Origin of the sequence: Actinotalea solisilvae, assembly GCF_016464425.1 — a bacterium.
Classification (GTDB): domain Bacteria; phylum Actinomycetota; class Actinomycetes; order Actinomycetales; family Cellulomonadaceae; genus Actinotalea; species Actinotalea solisilvae.
Genome location: NZ_JADDKQ010000025.1, coordinates 52,644 through 75,440 on the forward strand (window position 1 = coordinate 52,644; position 22,797 = coordinate 75,440).

Genomic DNA, 22,797 nt, shown 5'->3' on the forward strand with positions numbered 1-22,797 from the left:
GCTCAGTGGTGGGTCCCTCGAGTCTGCGTCACGTCGCGGCGAAGGGCAACGGCTCGTCAGCCGCCGACGCGCAGCACCTCGCCGAGCCGCTCGCGCCGCCGCAGCGACGACTCGACCGCGACGACGACCACCACCGTGACCCCGGCGACGAGCACCGGCGCCGCGCTCCACCACGGCACCACGGCCGACGGCTCGGCCGCCTGCCCGGTGAGGAGGCGCAGGCCGAGCGGCGCGGTGCACACGGCCGCGACGAGCGCGCCGACGCCGACGGCGGTGGCGCACGCCAGGAGGGCGGGCGGCGCGAGCTCCCCGGCCGTGACGGCGTGGACCTCGCGCCGGGTGAGGCCGAGCGTCCGCAGCCGGGCGAGCGTCGCGCCGCGCGCGGGCGCACCCGTGGCGGCCGCGACGACGACGACGAGCGCGACGAGCGCGAGCAGGACGACCCCGGTCGCCGTCGTGAGCGCGGCGAGGGCCTGCGTGAGCGGCGCCGCGCGCCGCTCGGCGAGCACCGCGGCCCGCTCGACGACGTCGGCGTCGGCCAGCCCGGGTGTCGCGGCCACGGCAGCACGCGCCCCGGCTCCGACCACCCACACCGTGTCGGGCACGGCCACGTCGGCGAGGGCCGGGTCGCTCGCGTCCACGAGCACGGTCCCGGGTGCGAGGTTCGCCGTGCCGACGACCACGACGGACCGCGAGCCGTCGTCGAACGTCGCGCTGAGCCGCGACCCGACGGCGCCGGCGAGGTCCGGTGCGACGAGCGCGCGTGCCCCGCCGGACGAGCCGGACCCGGCGTCCGTCAGCGGCGCCTCGGGCAGCCCGAGCGCGGGCGCCGCGGCGGCGAGCCGCGCGAGGTCGGCCGGGTCGGCGACGACGACCCGGACCCGGCGACCGAAGTCCTCGCCGCGCGCCTGGACGGCGTCGTGCACGGCCACGGCGGCCGCCGCCGTGACCCCCGGCGCGTCCGCGAGGTCGCGCGCGAGGCCGTCCAGGCCCTCGTCCGGGACGCTCGTGGCGGTGACGTCGGCGCCGACGTCGGCCCACGATGCCGACTCCTGGCCGTGGTGCACGGTCGCGCCCACGGTCCACGCGAGCGTCGCGACCGCGCCGGCGACGGCGAGCGCCACGAAGGGCAGGGCGTCGCGCGCGGTCGCGTGCGCGCGGGCGCCCGCCAGCACGGGCACGAGCCCTCGGCCGCGCACGCCCCGGGCGAGCGACCACGCGGTGAGCGGCGGCACGACGCGCAGGAGGAGGACCGCGCCGGCGAGGGCGGCGAGCGTCGGTGCCGCCGCGGTGAGCAGGTCCGCATCGCCCTCGACCGCCCCCCGCGCACGCAGCGCGGCGACCGCGCCCGCGGCCGCCGCGACCACCGCGACCTCGGCGGCCAGGCGACGCACGGTGCGGGCGCGCCCGAGGGCCCGCCGCTGGTGCAGGTTCGCCGGGCGGCGCCGCCCGCCCGTGGCGCGCGCCGACGCGACGACGGCGAGCACCGGCCCCGCCGCGGCCGTCACGAGGAGCACAGGTGCCACCCAGGGCCACGGCACGGGCCCGGGCACGGCGAGCGCCGCGAGCGTCAGGCCGAGCGCGCCGCCCGCCGCGGCGACGGCGGCGGACTCCGCGAGCAGCTCGACCGCGATGCCCGCGAGCGTGCCGCCCCGCGCGCGCCGGTGGGCGAGCACCGCGGCGCGCCGGCGGACCACGAGGCGCGCGACGAGGACGAGCGCGAGCGCGGCCGCCGCGACCACGCCCGTGAGGAGCACGGCGGCCTGCGCGCGTGCCGCCCGGATGCTCCCGTCCACCTCCTCGAGCAGGTCGCCGAGGTGGGACTCGACCGTCACGCGCGCCCCCGGCACCGCGATGCCGAGCGGCGTCGCCTGGAGCCCTGCGAGCGCGCGCACGACGTCGTCGGCCGATCCCGCCGAGAGCGCGGCCGGGTCGGGTGCGAACGTGTACGTGCGCGACGTGCGGGCGCGCCGGTCCGCCTCGACGACGAGTCGCGCGACCGGCAGGGCCTCGTCCGAGACCAGGCCGGCGACGACCGTCTCGGTCGTGAGGCCCGTGCCGCGCACGCGCGGCTCGAGCAGCCCGGGTGCCGAGGCCCAGGCGGGGTCGTCCCGCTCGACGGGCCGGAAGATCCCGCTCACCGTCACCGCGACCGCGTCGCTGTCCGCCTCGAGCACGGTGAGCGGGTCGCCGGGGCCGACCTGGAGGAGCGCGGCGGCGGGCTCCGACAGGGCGACCTCGACGACGGGCGGCGGCGCGTCGTCGGGGGCCGCCGCGAGCTTCGCCGGCGTGATCGTCGCCTGCGCGGCGCGGCCCGCGACGAAGCGGACCTCGGGCGGGCCGTCGCTGCGCACGGACGTGAAGGTCAGGGCGGTCGACCCGCGCTCGCCCTCGGGCAGCAGGAGGGTGAGGCGGGCGGTCGAGACCGTCGCGACCGGGGGCCCGAGCACGTCGCGCAGCTCCGCCGGGAGCGCGTTCTCGAGCCGCACGGCGACGTCCTCGACGTCGGCGACCGTCTCCGTGCGCAGACGCGTGGGCCCCTCGTCCTCGACGAACGGGACGGCGGCGACGACCTGGGCGTCCGGCCCGGCGTCGGTCACCGCGGTGCGCACAGCGGTGTCCGCCGTCCGCTCGACGAGCCGGGGCGTCACCGCGGACAGCAGCACGGTGGCGCTCACGACGACGACGGCCAGCAGCAGGGGTCCGGCGTCGGCGCGCGCCCGGCCGAGCACGCTCGCGACGTGCACGTCGACCCGGCGCCGGGTGGGCCCGCCCGAGCGGTGGCGCCCGGTCACGCGGGGCCGTCCACGCGCAGGTGCGCCGCGGTGGCGAGGCGCACGAGCCGCACCACGACGGGCACGACGACGGCCACCGGAGCCAGCAGGAGCGCGGCGAGGAGCGGGCCCTGCGCGGCCCACGGCCAGACGGGGGACGCGGCCGGCACGGGCGGCGCGCCCGTCTCCGAAGCGGCGAGGGCGGGCGCCACGGTCCATGCGGTCGCCGCGCCGACGAGCGCGCCGAGAGTGACGACGAGCGCCACGAGGACGGCGTGCTCGAGCACGAGCGCGCCGATCAGGGACCGGCGCGGGACGCCGACGCCCTGCAGCCGCGCGACCTCGAGCGCCCGGGCCTCGACCGAGGCGGCCGTGTGCAGCGCCGTCCCGGCGAGGGCGAGCACGACGGCGGCGACCACGAGCAGCGCGAGCGCGGTCGGCACGCCGACCCGCAGCGGCCCGTCGCGCAGCGCGCCCGCGAGCTCGGCACGCGAGCCGGTGACCTCGAGGCCCGCGGCCTGCGCGCGGCCGGCGGCGGCCGCCGGGTCCTCGTCGGCGAGCCACCAGCGGTCGCCCAGCGGGCTGACGTCGCCCACGGCGAGCAGGGCGCGGCCCAGCACGTCGAGGTCGGCGAGGACGCCGGGTGTGCCGGGCGCGGACGGCAGGTACGGCGTGACCCCCGCGACCTCGGCACGCACCTCGGTGTCGCCGACGGCCAGGCTGAGCATCGACCCGTCGCGCAGCCCGGTCGCGTCGGCGACGTCGGCCGTGACGAGCACGGGCACGGCGGTCGGCGCGTCGAAGGCCGTGGCCGAGAGCGCGGTCGGCACGCCGCCGAGCGCCCCGAGCATGACGGTCGCGGACGTGGTGAGCGACCGTGCGTCCCCGGTCGCCCCCAGCGACCAGACGCTGAACTCGTGCTCCTCGGGCGTGGACCACGCCGTCGCCCCGTCCGCGGCCGTGTCTGCCGCGAGCGTGACCTCCACCCGGGCCGAGGCCGCCGACTCGGGCGGCACGAAGGCCTCGGGGCCGAGCGTCACGCGCAGCGACACCGCGACGAGCTCGAGCTCGCCGCCGACCGGTTGCGGCGGCAGGACCACGGGCCGCGTCGTGCCGTCGAGCGGCTGGGCCTCGCCCGTGAGCGGCGTCCGCGTGCCCCACGCGTCCTCGAGGACGAGCGTCGGCGTGAGCACGAGCGGGACGCCGTCGCCCTCGCCCGTGCCCGTGAGCGTGAGGTCGGTGCCGCCGTCGCGGGCGAGGCTCACGGGCAGGCCCGTGACGCGATCGGCGGCGCCGAGGTCGGCGGTCAGCTCACCCCAGCCCGCGCCCGCGGGCAGCCGTCCGCGCAGCAGGGCCCCGGCCCGCGACGTGTCGAGCGCGACGAGGTGCGGCACCTCGTCGCCGCGCCACCGCCCGACGGCGACGGGCCGGTCGGTGACCGGGGCGGCCGTCCCAGCGACCGCAGCGACGGCGGGGCCCTGCGCGAGCGGGGCGAGCGACGTGGCGTCGAGCGCCACGTCGGTCCCGGTGCGCGCGTCCGCCTGGTCCTGCTGGGACGCCGACCACGTGGCCCCCGCCGCCACGGCGAACGTCGCCACCCCGGTCGCCAGCACGAGGAGGAACGCGAGGCCCGCGGACTGGGGGCGGCGCGCGAGGTCCCACGCGGCGAGCGCGCGCACGAGTCCCGTCGAGCGCCGGGCGCGGCGGTCGGCGCCGTGCAGCACGGCGGGCACGACGCGCAGGACGAGCGTCGCGCCCGCGAGGAGGCAGAGGACCGGGGCGGCGACGAGCACCGGGTCGGTGCCGCCGAGGCGTCCGGGACCCGCGACGACCGTGTGGTCCTGGGCCTGGAGCGCGGCGACGACGGCGAGCGCTACGAGCACCACGTCGGCGCCGGACCGGGCCAGGTCGCCGCCGTGGGCGCGCCGGCCCCGCGTCGCGCGGGCGCGCGCCCCGATGCCGGTGAGGCCCGTGAGCACGGCGGCGAGCGCGAGCGCACCGGCGACCACCGCGAGGACGAGGGCGGGGGTCACGCCGGCGCCCGTCCCGAGACCCGCGGCGGCGAGCCGGGGCGACGTGCCGAGCGCGCGGTAGGCGGCGAGCGCGAGCGGGACGGCCGCGACCGCCGCGAGTGCCGCGACGGCGAGGCTCTCGAGCGCCGCCTGGAGCACGAGCTGGGAGCGTCCCGCCCCCCGCGCGGCGAGGAGCGCCGTCTCCGCTTCGCGCCGGCCCGCGACGAGGCGCCCGGCGAGCGCGAGCGCCGCCGCCGTGAGCGCGAGGCCCACGAGCGCCGCGACCTGGACGCCCGCGCGCGTGACGGTCTGCTGCGTCGCCGCGGCGCGCACGGTGCCGGGCAGAGCGGTCGCGACGCGCACGTCGGTGACGTCCTCGCCGAGCTCGAGCGCGAGCACGCGGCGGGTGCCGTCGAGCGCCGCCGCGGCGTCCGCGAGCGCGCGGGGCGTGGCACCCACGAGGTCGGGGCGCGTGAGGAGGCCGAGGTGCGCGACGCCGGCGTCCCCGCCGAGGAGCGCGGTGCCGTCGACGAGGAAGGGCCCGTACGCGGGCAGCTCGACGCGCCCGGAGGTGCCGGGCTTCCCGACGGCGTCGGCGCCGGTGCCCCCGAGCAGGTCGAGCTCCCAGCCCGCGCCCGGCAGCGTCGCGACCGTGCCCACGACGCGCACCACGACCTCGTCGGCCGGCGCGCCGCCCAGCGGCTGCGCGACCGTCGTCGTGAAGGTGGTCAGCGGGACCTCGTCGCCGACGGCGAGGCCGAGCGCCGACGCCGTCGGGTCGAGCACGACCGCCTCGAGCGGGCCGCCCGCCGTCGGGGCGGAGGCCCCCGGCCAGCGCCCGGACGTCAGCGTCGCGTGGTCGGCGAGGTCGGTCGTGACGCCCGCGAGGTACGCCATGCGCGTCGCCGCGCCGGGCAGCGCGCGCAGCCCGGACGTCACCCAGGTGGTGGTCGTCGTGGGCACCGCGTCGAGCCGCCCCTCGACGAGGTCGGCGGCGCGATCGGCGATCGCCCCGGGGTCGCCCCCGACGACGGTGAGCTCGGCGCGCACGACGACGTCGTCCGGGCTCGTCGCGCGCAGGGCGGCGTCGAGCGTCGCTCGCTCGCCTGCGGTGAGCAGGAGCACGCACAGCCCCAGCACCGTCGTCCCGGCGACGACGACGGCGAGCACGGCGGCGAGGAGCGCGAGCTGGGTGGGCGCGCGGTGCACGACGACGGTGACGCGGTCGGCGAGGGCGCCGGCCCGCCCGACGCGTCGGCGGGCGGTCATGCGTCGTGCAGGCGGCCGTCGACCAGGTGCACCGCGCGGTCCGCGAGCGCGATCATCACGGGGTCGTGCGTCGACACGATCGCGGTCATGCCCTCGGCCTCGACGACGGCGCGCAGGAGGGCCATGACCGCGAGGCCGGTCTCGGTGTCGAGCTGCCCGGTGGGCTCGTCGGCGACCAGGAGGCGCGGCGACCCGGCGAGGGCGCGCGCGATGGCGACGCGCTGCTGCTGCCCGCCCGAGAGCTCGTCGGGCCGCTGGTCGGCGTGGTCGGCCAGGCCGACGAGGTCGAGGAGCAGCGCCACGCGTCGCTCGCGGTCGGCGACGGGCAGGTGGCGCATCCGCAGCGGCACGCCGACGTTCTCGGCGGCGGACAGCACGGGCACGAGGCCGAACGTCTGGAACACGAAGGCGAGGACGTCCCGGCGCAGGCGCACGAGCCCCGCGTCGTCGAGCCGGGTCACGTCGGTGCCGTCGACGACGACGCTGCCCTCGTCCGGGCGGTCGAGGCCGCCGACGACGTTGAGCAGGGTGGTCTTGCCCGAGCCGGAGCGCCCGACGAGCGCGACGAGCTCGCCCGGGGCGACGTCGAACGAGACGTCCTGCAGGGCGTGGACGGCGGTGCGGCCCGAGCCGTAGGTGCGGTGGACCCCGCGCACGGACACGAGCGCGGGCGCCGCCGCGACCGGGGCGCTCACGAGCGCTCGCCCGACCGGTCGCGGTCGGGCCGGATCGTGACCTGCTCGCTCTCGAGCGCGAGGCGCACGCGTCGCGTGAGCTCGAGCGCCTCGCGGTACTCGCGCGGCACCTGGACCCGGCCCGCCCGGTCCATGACGGCGTACTCCTCCGCGACGACGGCCGAGCCGCCCTCGCCGTCGTGCTCGGTCCGGCGCAGCACCTCGCTGCTCGTCCGGCCGTCGCGGATCGCGACCGTGCGCTCGACCTGGCCGCTCACGGCGGCGTCGTGCGTGACGACGACGACGGTGGTGGCGAGCGTGCGGTTGACCGTGCGCAGCGCGTCGAACACCTCCTGCGACGTCGCCGTGTCGAGCTCGCCGGTCGGCTCGTCGGCGAGGAGGAGGCGCGGCGCGTTGGCGAGCGCGACGGCGATCGCGACGCGCTGCTGCTCGCCGCCCGACATCTCGCGCGGGCGCCGCGCCGCGCAGTGGCCGACGCCGACGAGGTCGAGCAGCTCGGTGGCACGCGTGCGGCGGCGGCGGCGCGGGTGGCCGGCGAGGTTGAGGGGGAGCGTGACGTTCTGCGCGGCCGTGAGGTAGGGCACGAGGTTGCGCGCGGTCTGCTGCCACACGAAGCCGACCATCGACCGCCGGTACGCGACGCGCTCCGCCGCGGTCATGGCGGCGAGGTCCCACGGGCCGACCCGCACGCGCCCGGCGGTGGGGGCGTCGATGCCCGAGAGCACGGCGAGGAGCGTCGACTTGCCCGAGCCCGACGCGCCGACGACCGCGACCATCTCGCCCGCGTCGACGAGCAGGTCGAGCCCCTGGAGCGCCTGCACCTCGACGGCGCCGGGGCCGGTGCCGGTCTGGTAGATCCGCACGAGGTTGTCGCACACGACGAGGGCGTCGCGGCCGAACTCGACCCGGCGGGGCGCGCGCGCCTCGAGCCCGCGGAGGGTGGTCTCCGACACTGGCCCCTCCTCCGCGCGGACGTCCGTCGCGGATGCTAGCGGGCCGGGCCGACGCGAGGGCTCAGGCGCGCGACGTCGCCCGACGCAGGAGCAGGTACATCTCGCAGCCGAGGCAGAAGCCGAACGCGGCGTTGAGGAACGCCGCGACGAGCGCGACGGCGGCTGCGACGGGTACCGCGGAGGCGACCCCGGCGACGCCGAGCACGAGCCCGAGCCCCGTGACGACGAGGCCGACCGCCTGGGCGAAGCGCGGCGGGCGCGGGTCCTCGAGCTCGGCGGGCGGCGCGAGGCGCGGTCGCACGAACCGCCGGAAGACGACGCCCTGCACCGAGCCCTGGACGCCGCGCGCGACGCCGACGACGAACAGCAGCGCGACCACGGCGAGCAGCGCGGTCGCCCCCGGCCCGGTCCCCAGCAGCACGACCGCGGCGAGCAGCACGGCGGTCACGCCGGCGCCGAACCGGGGACCGCGCGGGTCGATGCCCGCCGGCGGGACGGACGACCCGGCCGTCGCCGGCGTCGTGGCGGCGGCGGGCGGGGTGGGGGCGGAGGTCATCGGGCGCTCCTGGTGGTGGTCGGGACGGCGGTGGTCGGGACGGCGGTGGTCGGGACGGCGGTGGTCGGGACGGCGGTGTCGAGGACCTCGGCGAGCGCGGCCCCGGCCCGCGTCGCGGCCAGCGGCCCGGACGCACGCCCGCGGACGACGCCCTCGGCGTCCAGCAGCAGGACGGTGGGCGTGCGGCGCACGTCGAGCCGGCGCACGAGGTCCATCCGCTCCTCGGCGTCCACGTCGACGTGCCGGACGCCGTCGTGCTCCTCGGCGAGCGCGCCCAGCGCCCGTCGCACGCCCGGGCACGTCGCGCAGGTCGCCGTCGAGAGCTGGACGAGCGTCGCCCGCGGGCCGAGCGGGACGCGCAGGTCGTCCGCGGTGAGGCGGGCGGCGCCGTCGTCGGCGGGCGCCGGCACGGGCCGGAGGCGCCCCGCCCGGCGCCGCGCGAGCCACCAGCCGGCGCTCGCGACGACGAGCAGGGCGAGGAGCAGCAGCGCGCGGGCGGGCAGGCCCGGGGCGCTGCCGGCGAGCGACGCGGCGGCGGTGGCGCTGAGGGGCACGGGTCCTCGTTCGGGGCGGCGGGGCTCAGAAGGGGTGGAGCAGGCGGTGGACGAACTGCCGCGTGCGCTCGTGCTGCGGGTCGCGCAGCACGCGCTCGGCGTCGCCGTGCTCGACGATCCGGCCGCCGTCGACGAAGGCGACCTCGTGGGCGACCTCGCGGGCGAACTGGAGCTCGTGCGTGACGATGACCATCGTCCAGCCCTCGAGCGCGAGCTCGCGGATGAGGCCGAGGACGTCGCCGACGAGCTCGGGGTCGAGCGCCGACGTCGGCTCGTCGAAGAGCAGGAGCTGGGGCCGCAGCGCGAGGGCGCGCACGATGCCGACGCGCTGCTGCTGGCCGCCCGAGAGCTGGAACGGGTAGGCGTCCGCCTTCTCGGCGAGGCCGACGCGCTCGAGCAGCGCGAGCGCCTCGGCGCGCACCTCGGCGGCCGGGCGCCGTTGGACGACGCGCGGGCCCTCGGTGACGTTCTCGAGCACCGTCTTGTGCGGGAAGAGGTTGTAGTGCTGGAACACCATCGCGGACCGGTCGCGCAGCGCGGCGAGCGCGCGCCGCGAGGGGCGCGCCGCGAAGTCGAGCGCGACGTCGTCGCCCGTGCTGCCGATCGCGATCGTGCCGCCGTCGGGCACCTCGAGACCGTTGAGGCAGCGCAGGACGGTGGTCTTGCCCGAGCCCGAGGGGCCGATGAGGGCGAGCACCCGCCCGCGGTCGACCGTGAGGTCGACGGACCGCAGCACCTCGGTCGCGCCGAAGCTCTTGCGCAGGCCGCGGACGGTGAGCAGCACGTCCTCGCCGTCCAGCGGCGGCGGGCCCGCGGCGGGCGGCGGCGCGATCGGCCCGACGGGCACGTCGTCGGCCGGCGCCGGGAGGTCAGTGGGCGACATAGCGGTCCAGCCTCGTCTCGAGCGCGTTCTGCACGGCGGACAGGCCGAGGCAGATCACCCAGTACACGAGCGCCGCCTCGAGGTACAGGAGCATGAACTCCTGGCTGAAGGCGGCGACCTCCTGGGCCTGGCGGAACAGCTCGGTCACGAGGATGAGCGACGCGAGGGACGTGTCCTTGACCAGGCTGATGAACGTGTTGGAGAGCGGCGGCACGCTCACGCGCGCGGCCTGCGGCAGGACGATCCGCCGCAGCGCGAGCCGGTGCGACATGCCGATCATGTACGCCGCCTCCCACTGCCCCTTGGGGACCGAGAGGATCGCCGCGCGGATCACCTCGGCCGCGTACCCGCCCACGTTGATCGAGAACGCGACGACGGCGCTCGGCCAGGGGTCGATGACCACACCGATCGAGGGCAGCCCGTAGAAGATCACGAAGAGCTGGACGAGCAGGGGAGTCCCCCGGACCACCGAGATGTACGCGCGCGCGACGCCCGACAGCCACCACCGCTTCGACAGGCGCATGAGGGCCAGGACGAGCGCGAGGACCAGCCCGAGGGCGAACGACACCAGGGCCAGCGGGATCGTCCCGCGGACCGCCCCGAGGGCGATCGGCCCGAGCGAGCTCCAGAAGAGCTCGGCCGCCGTCTGCTGGTCCATGCGCGCGTCCTGACCCCCGTCGCCTCAGCCGGCGGTCAGCCGGCCGCGGGGACGGTGACGTCGGCGCCGAAGTACTTCTCGGAGATCTCGGCGAGCGTGCCGTCCGCGGCGAGGGTCGCGAGGGCCTCGTCGATCGCCGCGGCGAGCGCGTCGCTGCCCTGGCGCAGCGCGAACGCGCTCTGCGACTCGTCCTCGGTCTCGGCGGCGATCTTCAGCGCGTCGGAGCCGGTCTGCTTCTGGTGGTCCAGGAACGTCAGCTTGTCGTTGATCGTCGCGTCGACGCGGGCCTGCTCGACGAGCGCGACGGACTGCGCCCAGCCCTCGACGGCCTCGATGGTCGCGCCCGACTCCTCGGCGAGGGCGTACCAGTTGCTCGTGAGCGACTGCGCCGTGCGCTTGCCGGCGAGGTCCTCGAACGAGGAGATCGTGTCGTCGTCGGCGGGGACGACCACGACGCCGGTCGAGTAGGTGTACGGCTGGGAGAACGTGTAGTCCTGCTCACGCTCGGGGGTGATCGAGACCTGGTTGGCGATGGCGTCGAAGCGGCCCGCCTCGAGGCCCGCGAAGATCGCGTCCCACTGGGTCTCCTCGAACTCGACCTCGACGCCGAGCTCCTCCCCGACCGCCTGGGCGATCTCGACGTCGAAGCCCGTGAGGTCGCCCGAGCCGTCCTCGTGGAAGCTGAAGGGCCGGTAGGTGCCCTCGGTGCCGACGGTGAGGACGCCGGCCTCCTGGACGTCCGTGAGCGAGGTGTCCTCGCCGGTCGCGGCGGCCGGCGCGGAGGCCGACCCGGACGCCGACGGCGTCGAGGTGTCGCTACCGGTGCCGCCCGAGCAGGCGGCGAGCGCGAGGCCGGCGACGGCGACGAGCGCGGCGGTGCGGGCGGTGGTGGTGCGGGGGCTCATGGTTCTCCTCGGGCTGGCCTCGTGGGCCGGGTGACGGGTCGTGCGGGGCGGGGTGGGGCACCGCCTGCACCCAGGCTGGGTTCCGGAGGGCGAACGCGCGACCGGGGCCGGTGATTCCGGCGCCGGCCCGTGGACCGCTCCGCAGCCTCGGCGCGGGCGGTCGGGTGACGCGGGTGCGTCAGGGACCGGGCTCAGCAGGCCGGGCAGGTGCCGCGGCGACAACACAGCCCGCGCAGCGACGCGTCGCGCGTCGTGGGGGTGGAGGGTCGTCCGGTCACGGGCCGATCGAACCACACACGGGCAACCACCTGCGCCACGGGTCCGCATGGCGGCGCGCGGCGGGGGCGTCAGCGGATCCGGACCGACAGGCAGGTCACGCAGCCCTCGAGCTTCTCGAACTCGCTCACGGGCGTCGTGACCACGTCGAGCCCTCGGTCCCGCAGGAGGGCCGCGGTCCGCGGCGCCGACGGCGACAGCAGGACCGTCCTCTCGTCGAGCACGACGACCGCCGTGCCCTCCCGCTCGGGCACCTCGAGGTAGGCGTCGAACATCGCCGGGTCGTCGACGAGGTCCCGGTGGCCGATGACGGTCCCGTCCGGCAGCGCCGTCACGGCGGTCTTGAGGTGCAGCGCGCGCGTCACGGGCACGACGACGACCCGCCGCCCCTCGCGCTCGGCGACCGCGGCGAGCTGTGCGACGCCGTCGTCGTCCGTGCGCGTGCCACGCCCGACGTAGACCGTGTCCCCGACCTCGAGCACGTCGCCGCCCTCGAGGGTCCCCGGCGCGGCGACGCGCTCGAGCGCGAGGCCGAGCCCGTCGAGGGCACGCTCCGTGCCCGCGGCCTCGCCTCGGCGGCTGGCGACCCCGGGCGCGGTGAGCAGCGCGGTCGAGCCGAGCACGACGACCGTGTCCTCGACGAAGACGCCGTCGGGGTGCTCGTCGGAGGCGTCGACCTCGCGGACGTCCCACCCGCGCGCGGCGAAGACGTCCACGTAGTCCTGCCACTGGCGGCGCGCCAGGTCGACGTCGACCGGCCGGCGGTCGAGGTGGGTGAGCTCGCCGTCGGCGAGGCGCGGCGAGGGGCGCCGGACGAGCAGCACGGGACGGTCGGCGGACGGCGGCATGCGGCCAGTGAACCAGCGCCCGACCGCGGACGGCGAGGGTCCGGCCGTCTCGGGCCGGAGCCGGGCGCTTCCCGAGGTCGCCCCCGCGACCACGAGCGGCACGTCGCGCCGCAGCGCCGGGAGCACCCGGCGCGGCACCGTCAGGCCCGGTCGGCGGCGTCCGCGCGGCGCAGGAGGTCGGGCACGTCGTCGGCGAGCGCGGGCCGCGCGAACAGGTAGCCCTGGCCGAAGCGGCAGCCGAGGTCGACGAGGGCCTGCTGCTGGGTCGCGGTCTCGACCCCCTCGGCGACGACGTCGATGTCCAGCCCGCGCGCCATGAGCAGGATGGTCGCGACCAGCTCACGGCTGCGGTGGTCCGAGTCGAGGCGCGCGACGAAGCTGCGGTCGATCTTCAGGGCGTCGATGGGGAAGCGGTGCAGGGCCTCGAGCGACGAGTACCCCGTCCCGAAGTCGTCGACGTGCAGGCTGATCCCCGCCTCGTGCAGGGCCTGGAGCTTGACCCGCGCCTCGTCGACGTCCGCCATGAGCACGCCCTCGGTGATCTCGACGCGCAGGCAGTCGGGGCTCAGGCCGTGACGCTCGAGGCAGCCGACGACGTGCTCCACGAGGCCCGGGTCCCAGAACTCGCGGTGCGACACGTTGAGGCTCACGGGGACGAGCGCCGGGAGGCCCGCCGCGGCCCAGGCCGCGAGCTGTGCGCACGCCTGCGCGACCACCCAGCGACCGACCGCCACGACCAGACCCGTCTCCTCCGCGACGGGCAGGAAGTCGCACGGCGGCACCTCGTGCCCGTCGGGGTGGTTCCACCGCACGAGCGCCTCGAGGCCCGTCGTCTCGCCCGTCCTCAGGTCGACGATCGGCTGGTAGCGCAGGGCGAGCTCGCCCTCGGCGAGCGCGCGCCGCAGCTCGGACTCGGTCTTGAGCCGGCTCACCGCGACCTCGTGCATCGCGCGCTCGAACACCTCCGACGAGCCCCGCGCCCGCGACTTCGCGCGGTACATCGCGATGTCGGCGTCGCGGAGCACGTCCTCGGCGTCCTGGTAGCCGAAGGTGCTCGTCGTGACGCCGACGGACGCGCTCACCACGAGCGTCGTGCCCTCGAGGTCGTAGGGCCGCGCGAGGCGCTCCTGGAGCGACGTCGTGAGGGTGCGCACGACGTCGAGGTCCGGCACGTCCTCGAGGAGCACGGTGAACTCGTCGCCCGCGAGCCGCGCGGCGGTGTCGGTCGCGCGCAGGCCGCTGCGCAGGCGCTCGGCGACCTGGCGCAGGAGCGCGTCGCCCGCGGCGTGCCCGAGGCTGTCGTTGACGACCTTGAACCGGTCGAGGTCGAGGAACAGGACGGCGAACCGCTCCTCCGGGTGGCGTGCGGTCCGGGCGATCGCGTGGTCGAGCCGGTCGAGGAAGAGCGCGCGGTTCGGCAGGCCGGTGAGCGGGTCGTAGAGGGCCTGGCGGCGCAGCTGGTCCTCGAGCGCTCGCCGGTCGGTGATGTCGGTCATCGACCCGACGAGGCGCGTGGCCGTGCCCGGCGGGCCCGGCACGGAGAGCCCGCGGCACAGGGCCCAGCGGTAGGTGCCGTCGGCGGCGCGGATGCGGTGCTCGTGCTCGAAGCCCGGCGTCGTGCCCGTCCGGCACGCGGTGAGCGCGGCGATGAGGCCGCCGACGTCGTGCCGGTGCACGCGGCCGAGCCACTCCTCGGGGTCGGGCGAGATGGTCGCCGGGTCGTGGCCCAGCGTCGCGGCCCAGCGCGGTGAGTAGTAGATGCGGTCGGTGACGAGGTCCCAGTCCCACAGCGCGTCGCTCGCGGCGGCCGCGGCGAGGGCGTACCGCTCCTCGCTCGAGCGGATCGTCTCCGAGAGCTCGCGCTCGCGGACCACGGCCTCGGCCAGGCCCTCGCGCTGCTCGCGCAGCGAGTCGACCATCGCCTCGATGTCGAGGGCGACGCCCAGCATCGCCGCCCACTGGAAGTACGTCTCGCGCCCGGTCGGCGTGCGGTGCTCGGGCGCGCCGACGAGCGCGAGCAGGCCCCAGTCGCGCTGCTCGGTGCGGACGGGCAGCACGACGACCTGGGTCCCGGGATGGTCGTCCACGACGCCGACGAGGGCCAGCGGCGGGAACTCCTCGGGCCGCACGCGGCCGGCGGTCGCGCCCGTGAGCGCGTCGCCGTACGTGCTCACGACGTCGAGGTCGCTCGCCGGGTCGTCCGGGTCGCGCCAGAGCGCGAGCGCGCCCGCCGCGACGGGGGAGTGGCGCAGCCAGCTGAGCGACGCGGGGTCGTGCTCCTGCCCGCGCAGCAGGTCCATGCTGATGTTGAACTCGTGCTGCAGGGCCTCCTGCAGGTGCAGCGTCGTCTCCGCCTGCGCGGCCGCCCGCGCGTCGCTCAGCGCGCGCACGACGCGTCGCGCGACGTCGTCGAGCCGCCGTCGTACGACGGCGTCCTCGGCGCGTGCCTCGCGCTGGACGACGGGGACGCCCGGCTCGGGTGCGACGCGCGGCAGGAGGACCGTGAGCTCCTGCACGGCCGCGAGGACCGCCGTGACCGTCTCCCCGCGGGGCCGGCGGCGGTAGAGCGCCTCGGCGGACGTGGCGAGCGCGATGCCGTCCACGTCCCCCTCGGCGGCGGCGAGCACGGCGTCGGCGAGCGCGGCGCAGTCGCGCACGACGCCGGCCGACGCGTCGACCGCGGACGGGTCCACCGCGTCGACGAGGCGCCGCGCGAGCCACGCCCGCGGCGTGAGGTCGAGCGCGTCCTCCAGGACGACCTCGCGCGGGAGGGTCCCGGGGCCGCAGCCGCAGGACTCGCGCTGCACGAGCGCCGTCGGGACGCGGTGGACGCCGGGGTCGACGTGCGCCCCGGACAGGAGCCGGGACAGGAGCAGGGTCGCGTGCGTACCGACCGCAGCCACGTCCTGGTGCACGCTCGTGAGGCCCGGCCGCCGGTGCTCGGCCGCGGGCGTGTCGTCGAAGCCGACGACCGCCAGGTCCTCGGGGACGCGGCGCCCCGCGGCGTGGAGCGCCTGCGCGACGCCGACGGCGTTGAGGTCGGTGCCCGTGACGACGGCCGTGACGGGCAGGCCCTCGGCCACGATCGCGCGGCCGGCGCGGACGCCGCCCCCGACCATGCTGTCGCCCGTCTCGTAGACCCGCGCGTGCTCGGCGAGGCCGTGCGCCGCCATCGCGTCGGCGTAGGCGTCGAGCCGTTCGCGGAGGTCCGGCTGCGCGGGGTGACCGGCGAAGGCGATCCGGCGGTGACCGTGCTCGACGAGGTGGTCCACGGCCGCGCGCACGCCCGCGTGGTTGTCCGGGGCGACGGTCGGGGCGGCGATGCCGTCGAGGGTGTGGCTGAGGAGCACGAGCGGGACCCCGGCGCGGTGCAGGTCGGCGAGGTGGGCCGACGGGGCCGCGTCGGTGACCACGACGAGGCCGTCCACCCGGTCCCGCGCCAGGTGGGCCCGCAGCTCCGGCACGTCGGGGTGGGTGTCGCCGACCTGGGGGTCGAGGGTCTGGACGACGACGGTGCGCATGCCCGCGGCCGCCGCCGTCTCGTTGATCCCCGCGAGCAGCGCGCCGTAGTACGGACCCGAGACCAAGGGCGTGAGGACGCCGATGATCCTGCCGTCGGTCACGGGTCTCCTCGTCGTGGTGCCTCGCACCGTCGGTGGCGGCGGCGTCCTGCGTGCCGTGCTGCGTCGTCGCTGCGTGTCTGCGTGCCTGGGTGCCGGGTGGTGCGCCGACACCGCCCCACCGTCGTCATCGGCACGTCGGCGGAGGACCTGAGGCGGGGTCACCTCCGGGGTCAGGTCGATCATCCTGGATGTCCGGTGCGGCGACATCCGGGACGACGGTCCTGTGGACCGTCCGGGTGACGAGAGATCACCCTGTCGACATCGCCCGACGTGTGCGAACCTGGACATCCACACACGAATCCCCGGGTCCGTGCGGGCGACGCTGCTCGCGCGGGTGCGGTTCGAGGAACAGCCATGGCAGCAGCGCGCACGGTCGACCGGGACCTCCCGGACCGCGCGCCCGCGCGGGCCCGTCGCGCCCACGCCCCCCTCGTCGCGCTGCGCCGGCTGTGCGTCGCGACGGTCGTGACGGCGATGGCCGTCACGGGCGGGAGCATCGCCGGCCCCGACGGCGCCGCGGTGGAGGTCGCGCTCGCGGTCCACGCGCAGCAGCTCAGCGCGTACGACCCCTCGGTCGACGCGGCGGCCGCCCAGACGGCGCGGCTCGCGGGTCAGGCCCACGCCTGGGGCCTCGCGGAGCGCGCCGAGTCCCTCGCCGTCGCGCGCGCGGCGATCGAGGCCGCAGACGGCGCGTCCGAGGTGGTCACGACCGCCGCCGGCCGACCGGTGGTCCCCGCCGCGCCCGACCCCGAGCGCGGCCCCGCGCCGGCCGCCCTGGCATGGACCGAGGAGGTGCGGGGCCTCGACGGCCTGCGCCTGCCGGACCCGCTCGACGCCGAGGGTCCGGCCGCCGGCGACGACGTGGCCGACGACGTCGCGTGGATGGACGAGGACGAGCCCGCGGACGTCGGCCGGCTCGGCGTGGACGACGAGCGGTCCGAGCAGGACGACGACCTCGACGCGCCGGGCGACGGGTCCGACGGCGCTGCGTGGTCGGACGAGGACGCGGCCGCACCGGGCGTCGTCGCGCGCACCACCGACCCGGTCGACCCGGCCGAGCTCGACGCCGCGCGGGAGGGTCTGGCGGCGCTCGTCGCTCGCGCCGAGGCCGTCGAGCGCGGGGGACCGGGGCTCGGCGGACCCGGAGTGCCCGCCGCAGACGTCGAGCCCGCGAGCGTCATGGGCGACCTGCTCCTGGCGCGTGAGCTCGCGACCACCGCGGCGGACGTCTTCGCGCTCGCGATGCGCGCCGAGCGTGCCGTCGAGGAGGCGCTCGAGCCCGTGTCCTCGCTCACCGAGCTCGAGGACGCCGTCGCGCTCACGGCGATCGGTGAGTCCTTGGCGTCCGCGTCCGCCGCCGCGGGCGCCGTCGGCGGCCTCGCCGAGGCGGCCGCGGAGGCGGACCGCTGGCCCAACGGCCGGATCCCGCTGAGCGCGCTCTGCCAGCCCGCCGCGGCGCCGGGCATGTACCTGCGGTGCGACGCCGCCGACGCGTTCGACCGGCTGGCGGCGGCGTACCGCGCCGACACCGGGCGCGACCTGCGGATCACGAGCGCCTACCGCACCTACGAGCGCCAGGTCACGATCAAGGCCCTGCGCGGCGGGCTCGCGGCGGCACCGGGCCGGTCCAACCACGGACGCGGCATCGCCGTCGACCTCGCCGACATGGGCGCGCTGGGCCGCTTCGACGCGCCGGGCTACCTCTGGATGAAGGCGCACGCGGGCGAGTTCGGCTGGGCGCACCCGCGGGTCATGGAGCCGGGCGGCGGCGGGCCGCTCGAGCCCTGGCACTGGGAGTTCGGCGACGCTGCGGGCTACGACGACCGCGCGGACGCGGGCGGCGGGCGCCCCGGGGTCGCCGGCCCGTGGGCCGGACTGCGGCCGGTCCTCCCGCCCGAGCCCGAGCGCTCGCCCGCGCCGTCGCCCGCGGTCCCGCCGGTCCCCGCCCCGTCGGTTCCCGTCCCGACGGTGCCGGAGCCGACGCCGCCTGCGCCCACCGGCCCGCCGCCCACGCCGACGCCCGCCCCGGCGCCGTCCGACGAGCCGCCGGCGGTGGCCGATCCTGGGGCCGAGCAGGCACCCACGCCGGCACCGGAGCCAGCACCGGAGCCGGACCCCTCGCCGACCGCCGAGCCGGCGCCGCCCGGCGAGCCGACGGCGACCCCGTCGACGGACGACTGAGGGGACGTCCGGCGCCGAGGAGTCCGGGGCCGGGCGATGACTTCCGTCCGCGCCGCCGGTCTGCCCTGCCGCCGGCGTCCGCCGGCAGCCGGCGGCACCCACGGAGGCACCCATGTCCACGACGTCCCCCCGCCGTACCCACGCACGCCCGCCCGTCGTCGACCTCGCGACGTGGGAGGCGGCGCGCGAAGACCTGCTGACCCGCGAGAAGGCGCACACGCGCGCGGGCGACGCGCTGGCCGCCGAGCGACGCCGCCTGCCCATGGTCGAGCTCGACCCCGGCGTCGAGGTCGTGGGCGCCGACGGCCCCGTGCCCTTCCTCGACCTCTTCCAGGGCCGCGACGAGCTGCTCGTCTACAAGCACATGTGGCATGACGGCGCGCCGCACCAGGGCCAGTGCGAGGGCTGCACGGTGACGGCCTGGCACCTGCGGGACGCCGTCTACCTCGAGGCGCGCGGCGTCTCCTTCGCGATCCTCACCACGGGGCCGTGGGACGAGGTCGCCCCCTTCGTCGGCTTCATGGGCTACACCCAGCCGTGGTACTCGGTCCGCGGGCTCGACGCGCCGATCGGTGACGACATGGGCTCGCTCGCCGTCTTCCTGCGCGACGGCGACCGCGTGTTCCTCACGTACGCCACGACGGGACGCGGCGTCGAGGCGGCGGACAGCGCGTTCGCGCTGCTCGACATGACGCCCTACGGCCGCGGCGAGGCGTGGCAGGACGTCCCGGACGGCTGGCCCGAGGGGCGCGGCGCGTGCTGGTACTGGCGCACCGACGCCGACGGCAGCCCGAGCTGGGAGGGCACGAGCCGCCCGACGCCGCAGTGGATGCGGCCGGGGGTGACGGTCGAGCACACGCTCGGCCGGTCCGGCCACCACCACTGACGTCGGCGCGGGACCTCCTCCGTACCACCGTCCGGACCACCCGTCCGGATGGTCGTCGAGCTCACCGCCGAGGGTCGACGTGCACCTTGGGGCCGACGCCCGCGCCGGGGGGACGCGCGCCGGCGAGCGCGTCGGCCACGCCGTCGAGACCCACCGTGACCGCGACGAGAGGGCGCGGGTCGACCGCGCCCGTCGCGTAGTGCTCGATCGCGCCCGCGAGCCCGGGTGAGCCGCTGAGGATCCCGACGGCGGTGACGTCGCGCAGCAGCAGGTCGCGCGTGTCGATGACGCTGGGCGTCGTCGACAGCCCGATGAGGACCACGCGCCGCCCGGGCTCCACGAGCCCGGCGGCGAGCGCGGGCATCGCGGGGTGGTTCGTCGCGTCGACGACGCCGTCCCACGGGCCGGGCGGGAGGCCGGCGCGGTCCGACGCCTCGAAGCCCAGGGACCGTGCGACCTCGAGCGACCCGGCCGACCGGCCGAGCAGGTGCACGTGGGCGCCGGCAGCGCGCGCGAGCATCGCCACGAGCAGCCCGATCGTCCCCGGTCCGAGCACGAGGAGGCGCTCACCGGGCGCCAGGTCGGCCGCGCGCACCGCGCGCAGCGCGTTGCCGCCGGGCTCGACGAGCGCGCCGGCAGCGTCGTCGACGGCCTCGGGCACCGCGTGGAGCGACGACGCGGGCACCGCCATGCGCTCGGCGAGCGCACCCGGGAAGCCGCCGCGGATGCCCACCTCGTAGCGGTCCTCGCACACGTGCCGGCGCCCCGCGCGGCAGCGCGCGCACCGGCCGCAGCCGAGCATGGTGTCGCCCGTGACGCGGCGCCCGAGCCACGCGGGGTCGACGTCGCCGCCGACCTCGCGGACCGTCCCGCACCACTCGTGGCCCAGCCGCATGGGGTAGGCCGCGTGCCCCGAGTGCAGGTAGGCCATGTCGCCCGTGAAGAACTCCACGTCGGTGCCGCACAGCCCCACACGTGCCACGTCGACGACGACGTCGCCCGGCCCGGCCACGGGCTCGGGCACGTCCTCGACCCCCGCGTCCCGCGGGCCGCGCACGACGAACGCGCGCATCAGGCGTCCCCGCCCGCGACGGCGGCACGGATCGCGGGCGCCGCGGCGACGAGCCGCTCGAGCGGCGTGCGGTAGAGCACGGCGCTCACGGACACCGCGCCGCTCGGCGCGTGCGGCCCGGTGAGGAACGCCGGGACCGCGACGCACCCGATGCCGGGCTCGTTCTCCTCGTCGTCGACCGCGAAGCCCTGCGCCCGGACGCGCGCGAGCTCCTGGACGAGCTCCGCCGCCGTCGTGCGCGTGCGGGGCGTGCGGCGCTCGAGCGTGCGCGTGCCGACCCACGCGCGCACGGCGTCGTCGTCGGGGAGCGCGAAGGCGAGGAGGAGCTTGCCGACGCCCGTCGCGTGCGCCGGGTTGCGCCCGCCCACGGTCGAGGTGAGCCGGACGGCGCCCGACGGGGGGTCGACCTTCGAGCGGTAGACGACGTCGCCGCCGTCGAGCACGGCGTAGTGCGTGCTCTCGCCGTGCTCGGCGGCGAGGCGCTGCAGCACCGGGGCGATCCGCACGTGGTCGGGGCGCGCGGCATGGTGGGCGAACGCCAGGCGCAGGAACTCGTCGCCCAGCACGTAGTGGCCGGGCGCGTCCTGGTCGGCCAGCCCGGCCCGCCGCAGCGCCGCGAGCGCGCGGTGCACGGTGGGCTTGGGGCTCGCGACCGCGCGGCTGAGGTCGTCGAGCCCCGCGCCCTCCGGCCGGGCGGCGAGGTCGCGCAGGACGGCGAGCACGCGGTCGGCGCCCACGAGCCGCTCGCCCAGGGCGTCCTCGACCGGGGACGCGGGGGCCGTCGCGCGCGGGTCGGCCGGTCGGGTAGTGTCCATGGCGTTCCGGATAGTAGCGGGTCGTTCCACCAGACGGAAAGAGCGCACGCATGGCACACGGTCGTGTCGGGGAGCAGGGCGGGACGTCGGGGCCGGTCGCCCCTCGGGAGCAGCGCAGCGCGCGCTGGTACGGCGGCGACGACCGCGACGGCTACATCCACCGTGCCTGGATGCGTCGCGGCCTGCCGAACCACGCGTTCGACGGGCGGCCGCACATCGCGATCGCCAACACCGCCTCGGACCTCACGCCGTGCAACCTCCACCTCGACGGGGTCGCCGCGGCGGTCAAGCAGGGCGTCTGGGAGGCCGGCGGCGTGCCGCTCAACCTCCCCGTGGTCTCGCTCGGGGAGACGCAGGTGCGGCCCACGGCGATGCTGTGGCGCAACATGGCCGCGATGGCGACCGAGGAGATGCTGCGCGCCAACCCGATCGACGGCGTCGTGCTCCTGGGCGGGTGCGACAAGACGATCCCGTCCCTGCTCATGGCCGCGGCCTCGGTCGACCTGCCCGCCGTCGTCGTGCCCGGCGGGCCCATGCTCACGGGCCACTTCCGTGGCACGCCGCTCGGCTGCGGCACGTCGACGTGGCAGCTGAGCGAGGAGGTCCGCGCGGGCACGCTGAGCCCCGAGGCGTTCCTGCGCTCGGAGTCGGCGATGGTCCGCTCGGCCGGCCACTGCAACACCATGGGGACCGCGTCGACCATGGGCCTGCTCGCGGAGGCGCTCGGCACCACGATCCCGGGCGTCGCGGGCACGCCCGCACCGGACGCGCGCCTGCTCGAGTCGGCGCACGAGGCCGGGCGGCTCGCGGTGGAGCTCGTCGCCGAGGGCCGCCGGCCGAGCGAGGTCCTCACGCGCGGCTCCTTCCTCAACGCGATCGTCGCGCTCGCGGCGATCGGCGGGTCGACGAACGCCGTCGTCCACCTCCTCGCGATCGCCGGGCGCGCGGGTGTCGGCCTCACCCTCGACGACGTCGACCGCACGGGCTCGGGCGTGCCCCTGCTGGTCGACCTCCAGCCGGCCGGCCGCTTCCTCATGGACGACCTGTACCGCGCGGGCGGCCTGCTCGCGGTGCTCTCGCAGGTCCGCGACCTGCTGGACCCGACGGCGATCACCGTGACGGGCAGGCCCCTGGTGGAGTACCTCGACGACGTGCCGATCTGGGACCGCGAGGTGATCCGGGTCCGCGAGGAGCCGCTGCTCGCCGAGGGCGGCATCGCGGTCCTGCGCGGCAACCTCGCGCCGCTCGGCGCGGTGATCAAGCCGGCGGCCGCGTCGCCGCACCTGCTCCGCCACCGCGGGCGCGCGCTCGTCTTCGACTCGATCGAGGACTTCCACGCGCGCGTCGACGACCCGGACCTCGACGTCGACGCGGACACGGTGCTCGTGCTGCGCGGCTGCGGCCCGCGGGGCTACCCCGGCATGCCCGAGGTGTCCAACATGCCGCTGCCCGCCAAGCTCCTCGAGCAGGGCGTGCGCGACATGGTGCGCGTGTGCGACGGCCGCATGAGCGGCACGGCGTACGGCACGGTCGTGCTGCACGTCGCCCCCGAGGCCGCGGCGGGCGGACCGCTCGCACGGATCCGCACGGGCGACGTGGTCGTGCTCGACGTGCCGGCCCGCCGCCTCGACGTGGAGCTCACCGACGACGAGCTCGCGGCGCGCGAGCCCGCGCCCGCGGCCGTCGCGGCCTACGCCGCGCCGACGCGCGGCTGGGAGCGCCTCTACGTCGACCACGTGCAGCAGGCCGACACGGGCGCCGACCTCGACTTCCTCGTCGGCTCGAGCGGCGACGCCGTCGGCCGCGAGTCGCACTGACCGGCGCCGCGCGCCGTCCC

Annotated in this window: 16 protein-coding genes; 3 read left to right on the plus strand and 13 right to left on the minus strand. The window is 77.5% G+C overall.

Going from position 1 to position 22,797, the window contains the following annotated elements; genetic code table 11:
- Nucleotides 1–56 precede the first annotated feature (56 nt).
- The 11 genes from JIG38_RS17910 to JIG38_RS17960 all read right to left on the minus strand — a co-directional run bounded on the left by JIG38_RS17910 (nucleotide 57) and on the right by JIG38_RS17960 (nucleotide 16,006).
- Nucleotides 57–2,795 (minus strand): FtsX-like permease family protein, encoded by a 2,739-nt coding sequence (locus tag JIG38_RS17910; RefSeq protein ID WP_199425077.1) that lies wholly within the window; start codon nucleotides 2,793–2,795, stop codon nucleotides 57–59.
- Nucleotides 2,792–6,055 (minus strand): FtsX-like permease family protein, encoded by a 3,264-nt coding sequence (locus tag JIG38_RS17915; protein ID WP_199425078.1) that lies wholly within the window; start codon nucleotides 6,053–6,055, stop codon nucleotides 2,792–2,794. Before JIG38_RS17915 ends, JIG38_RS17910 begins: the two co-directional genes overlap by 4 nt.
- Nucleotides 6,052–6,750 carry an ABC transporter ATP-binding protein gene (locus JIG38_RS17920; protein ID WP_199425079.1) on the minus strand — a complete coding sequence of 233 codons (699 nt, stop codon included), beginning with the start codon at nucleotides 6,748–6,750 and terminating at the stop codon, nucleotides 6,052–6,054. The genes JIG38_RS17915 and JIG38_RS17920 overlap by 4 nt, the downstream gene beginning before the upstream one ends.
- Nucleotides 6,747–7,703, minus strand: a complete 957-nt coding sequence (locus tag JIG38_RS17925) for an ABC transporter ATP-binding protein (protein WP_199425080.1) — start codon at nucleotides 7,701–7,703, stop codon at nucleotides 6,747–6,749. The genes JIG38_RS17920 and JIG38_RS17925 overlap by 4 nt, the downstream gene beginning before the upstream one ends.
- Before the next feature lie 61 nt (nucleotides 7,704–7,764).
- Nucleotides 7,765–8,259, minus strand: coding sequence for a DUF4395 domain-containing protein (locus JIG38_RS17930; RefSeq protein WP_199425081.1), 495 nt, complete (start codon nucleotides 8,257–8,259; stop codon nucleotides 7,765–7,767).
- Entirely contained in the window at nucleotides 8,256–8,813 is a 558-nt protein-coding gene (locus tag JIG38_RS17935) for a thioredoxin family protein (protein ID WP_199425082.1), read from the minus strand. The genes JIG38_RS17930 and JIG38_RS17935 overlap by 4 nt, the downstream gene beginning before the upstream one ends.
- Before the next feature lie 25 nt (nucleotides 8,814–8,838).
- The gene (locus JIG38_RS17940; protein WP_307845016.1) at nucleotides 8,839–9,696 is read right to left on the minus strand and encodes an amino acid ABC transporter ATP-binding protein; all 858 of its coding nucleotides are present in this window, start codon (nucleotides 9,694–9,696) and stop codon (nucleotides 8,839–8,841) included.
- On the minus strand, nucleotides 9,683–10,354 hold the full coding sequence (locus tag JIG38_RS17945) for an amino acid ABC transporter permease (RefSeq protein ID WP_199425083.1): 672 nt from the start codon (nucleotides 10,352–10,354) through the stop codon (nucleotides 9,683–9,685). Before JIG38_RS17945 ends, JIG38_RS17940 begins: the two co-directional genes overlap by 14 nt.
- A gap of 35 nt (nucleotides 10,355–10,389) precedes the next feature.
- Complete coding sequence (locus JIG38_RS17950) at nucleotides 10,390–11,259, minus strand: amino acid ABC transporter substrate-binding protein (protein ID WP_199425084.1); 870 nt, start codon at nucleotides 11,257–11,259, stop codon at nucleotides 10,390–10,392.
- Nucleotides 11,260–11,606: 347 nt separating this feature from the next.
- Nucleotides 11,607–12,383, minus strand: a complete 777-nt coding sequence (ddaH, locus tag JIG38_RS17955) for a dimethylargininase (protein WP_199425085.1) — start codon at nucleotides 12,381–12,383, stop codon at nucleotides 11,607–11,609.
- 140 nt (nucleotides 12,384–12,523) lie between these two features.
- Complete coding sequence (locus JIG38_RS17960; RefSeq protein WP_199425086.1) at nucleotides 12,524–16,006, minus strand: EAL domain-containing protein; 3,483 nt, start codon at nucleotides 16,004–16,006, stop codon at nucleotides 12,524–12,526.
- A 354-nt stretch (nucleotides 16,007–16,360) separates the two neighbouring features.
- On the opposite strand from JIG38_RS17960, the gene JIG38_RS20790 reads away from it, so the two are divergent.
- Nucleotides 16,361–18,187: a M15 family metallopeptidase gene (locus JIG38_RS20790; protein WP_199425087.1), complete on the plus strand. Its 1,827-nt coding sequence runs from the start codon at nucleotides 16,361–16,363 to the stop codon at nucleotides 18,185–18,187.
- 112 nt (nucleotides 18,188–18,299) lie between these two features.
- Nucleotides 18,300–19,073: a DUF899 family protein gene (locus JIG38_RS17970; RefSeq protein WP_199425088.1), complete on the plus strand. Its 774-nt coding sequence runs from the start codon at nucleotides 18,300–18,302 to the stop codon at nucleotides 19,071–19,073.
- Nucleotides 19,074–19,134: 61 nt separating this feature from the next.
- Here JIG38_RS17970 and JIG38_RS17975 read toward each other — a convergent pair whose 3' ends face one another.
- Together JIG38_RS17975 and JIG38_RS17980 are read right to left on the minus strand one after the other, a co-directional pair.
- Nucleotides 19,135–20,145, minus strand: a complete 1,011-nt coding sequence (locus JIG38_RS17975; protein ID WP_199425089.1) for a zinc-dependent alcohol dehydrogenase — start codon at nucleotides 20,143–20,145, stop codon at nucleotides 19,135–19,137.
- Nucleotides 20,145–20,960: an IclR family transcriptional regulator gene (locus JIG38_RS17980; protein WP_233405230.1), complete on the minus strand. Its 816-nt coding sequence runs from the start codon at nucleotides 20,958–20,960 to the stop codon at nucleotides 20,145–20,147. Before JIG38_RS17980 ends, JIG38_RS17975 begins: the two co-directional genes overlap by 1 nt.
- A 50-nt stretch (nucleotides 20,961–21,010) precedes the next feature.
- On the opposite strand from JIG38_RS17980, the gene JIG38_RS17985 reads away from it, so the two are divergent.
- Nucleotides 21,011–22,777 (plus strand): dihydroxy-acid dehydratase, encoded by a 1,767-nt coding sequence (locus JIG38_RS17985; RefSeq protein WP_199425090.1) that lies wholly within the window; start codon nucleotides 21,011–21,013, stop codon nucleotides 22,775–22,777.
- Nucleotides 22,778–22,797 lie beyond the last annotated feature (20 nt).

Bases quoted from the DNA above. Each gene is read 5' to 3' on its own strand.
- JIG38_RS17915 (WP_199425078.1), bottom strand. From the start codon at position 6,055: ATGACCGCCCGCCGACGCGTCGGGCGGGCCGGCGCCCTCGCCGACCGC.
- JIG38_RS17930 (WP_199425081.1), bottom strand. From the start codon at position 8,259: ATGACCTCCGCCCCCACCCCGCCCGCCGCCGCCACGACGCCGGCGACG.
- JIG38_RS17940 (WP_307845016.1), bottom strand. From the start codon at position 9,696: ATGTCGCCCACTGACCTCCCGGCGCCGGCCGACGACGTGCCCGTCGGG.
- JIG38_RS17945 (WP_199425083.1), bottom strand. From the start codon at position 10,354: ATGGACCAGCAGACGGCGGCCGAGCTCTTCTGGAGCTCGCTCGGGCCG.
- JIG38_RS17950 (WP_199425084.1), bottom strand. From the start codon at position 11,259: ATGAGCCCCCGCACCACCACCGCCCGCACCGCCGCGCTCGTCGCCGTC.
- ddaH (WP_199425085.1), bottom strand. From the start codon at position 12,383: ATGCCGCCGTCCGCCGACCGTCCCGTGCTGCTCGTCCGGCGCCCCTCG.
- JIG38_RS20790 (WP_199425087.1), top strand. From the start codon at position 16,361: ATGGCAGCAGCGCGCACGGTCGACCGGGACCTCCCGGACCGCGCGCCC.
- JIG38_RS17970 (WP_199425088.1), top strand. From the start codon at position 18,300: ATGTCCACGACGTCCCCCCGCCGTACCCACGCACGCCCGCCCGTCGTC.
- JIG38_RS17975 (WP_199425089.1), bottom strand. From the start codon at position 20,145: ATGCGCGCGTTCGTCGTGCGCGGCCCGCGGGACGCGGGGGTCGAGGAC.
- JIG38_RS17980 (WP_233405230.1), bottom strand. From the start codon at position 20,960: ATGGACACTACCCGACCGGCCGACCCGCGCGCGACGGCCCCCGCGTCC.
- JIG38_RS17985 (WP_199425090.1), top strand. From the start codon at position 21,011: ATGGCACACGGTCGTGTCGGGGAGCAGGGCGGGACGTCGGGGCCGGTC.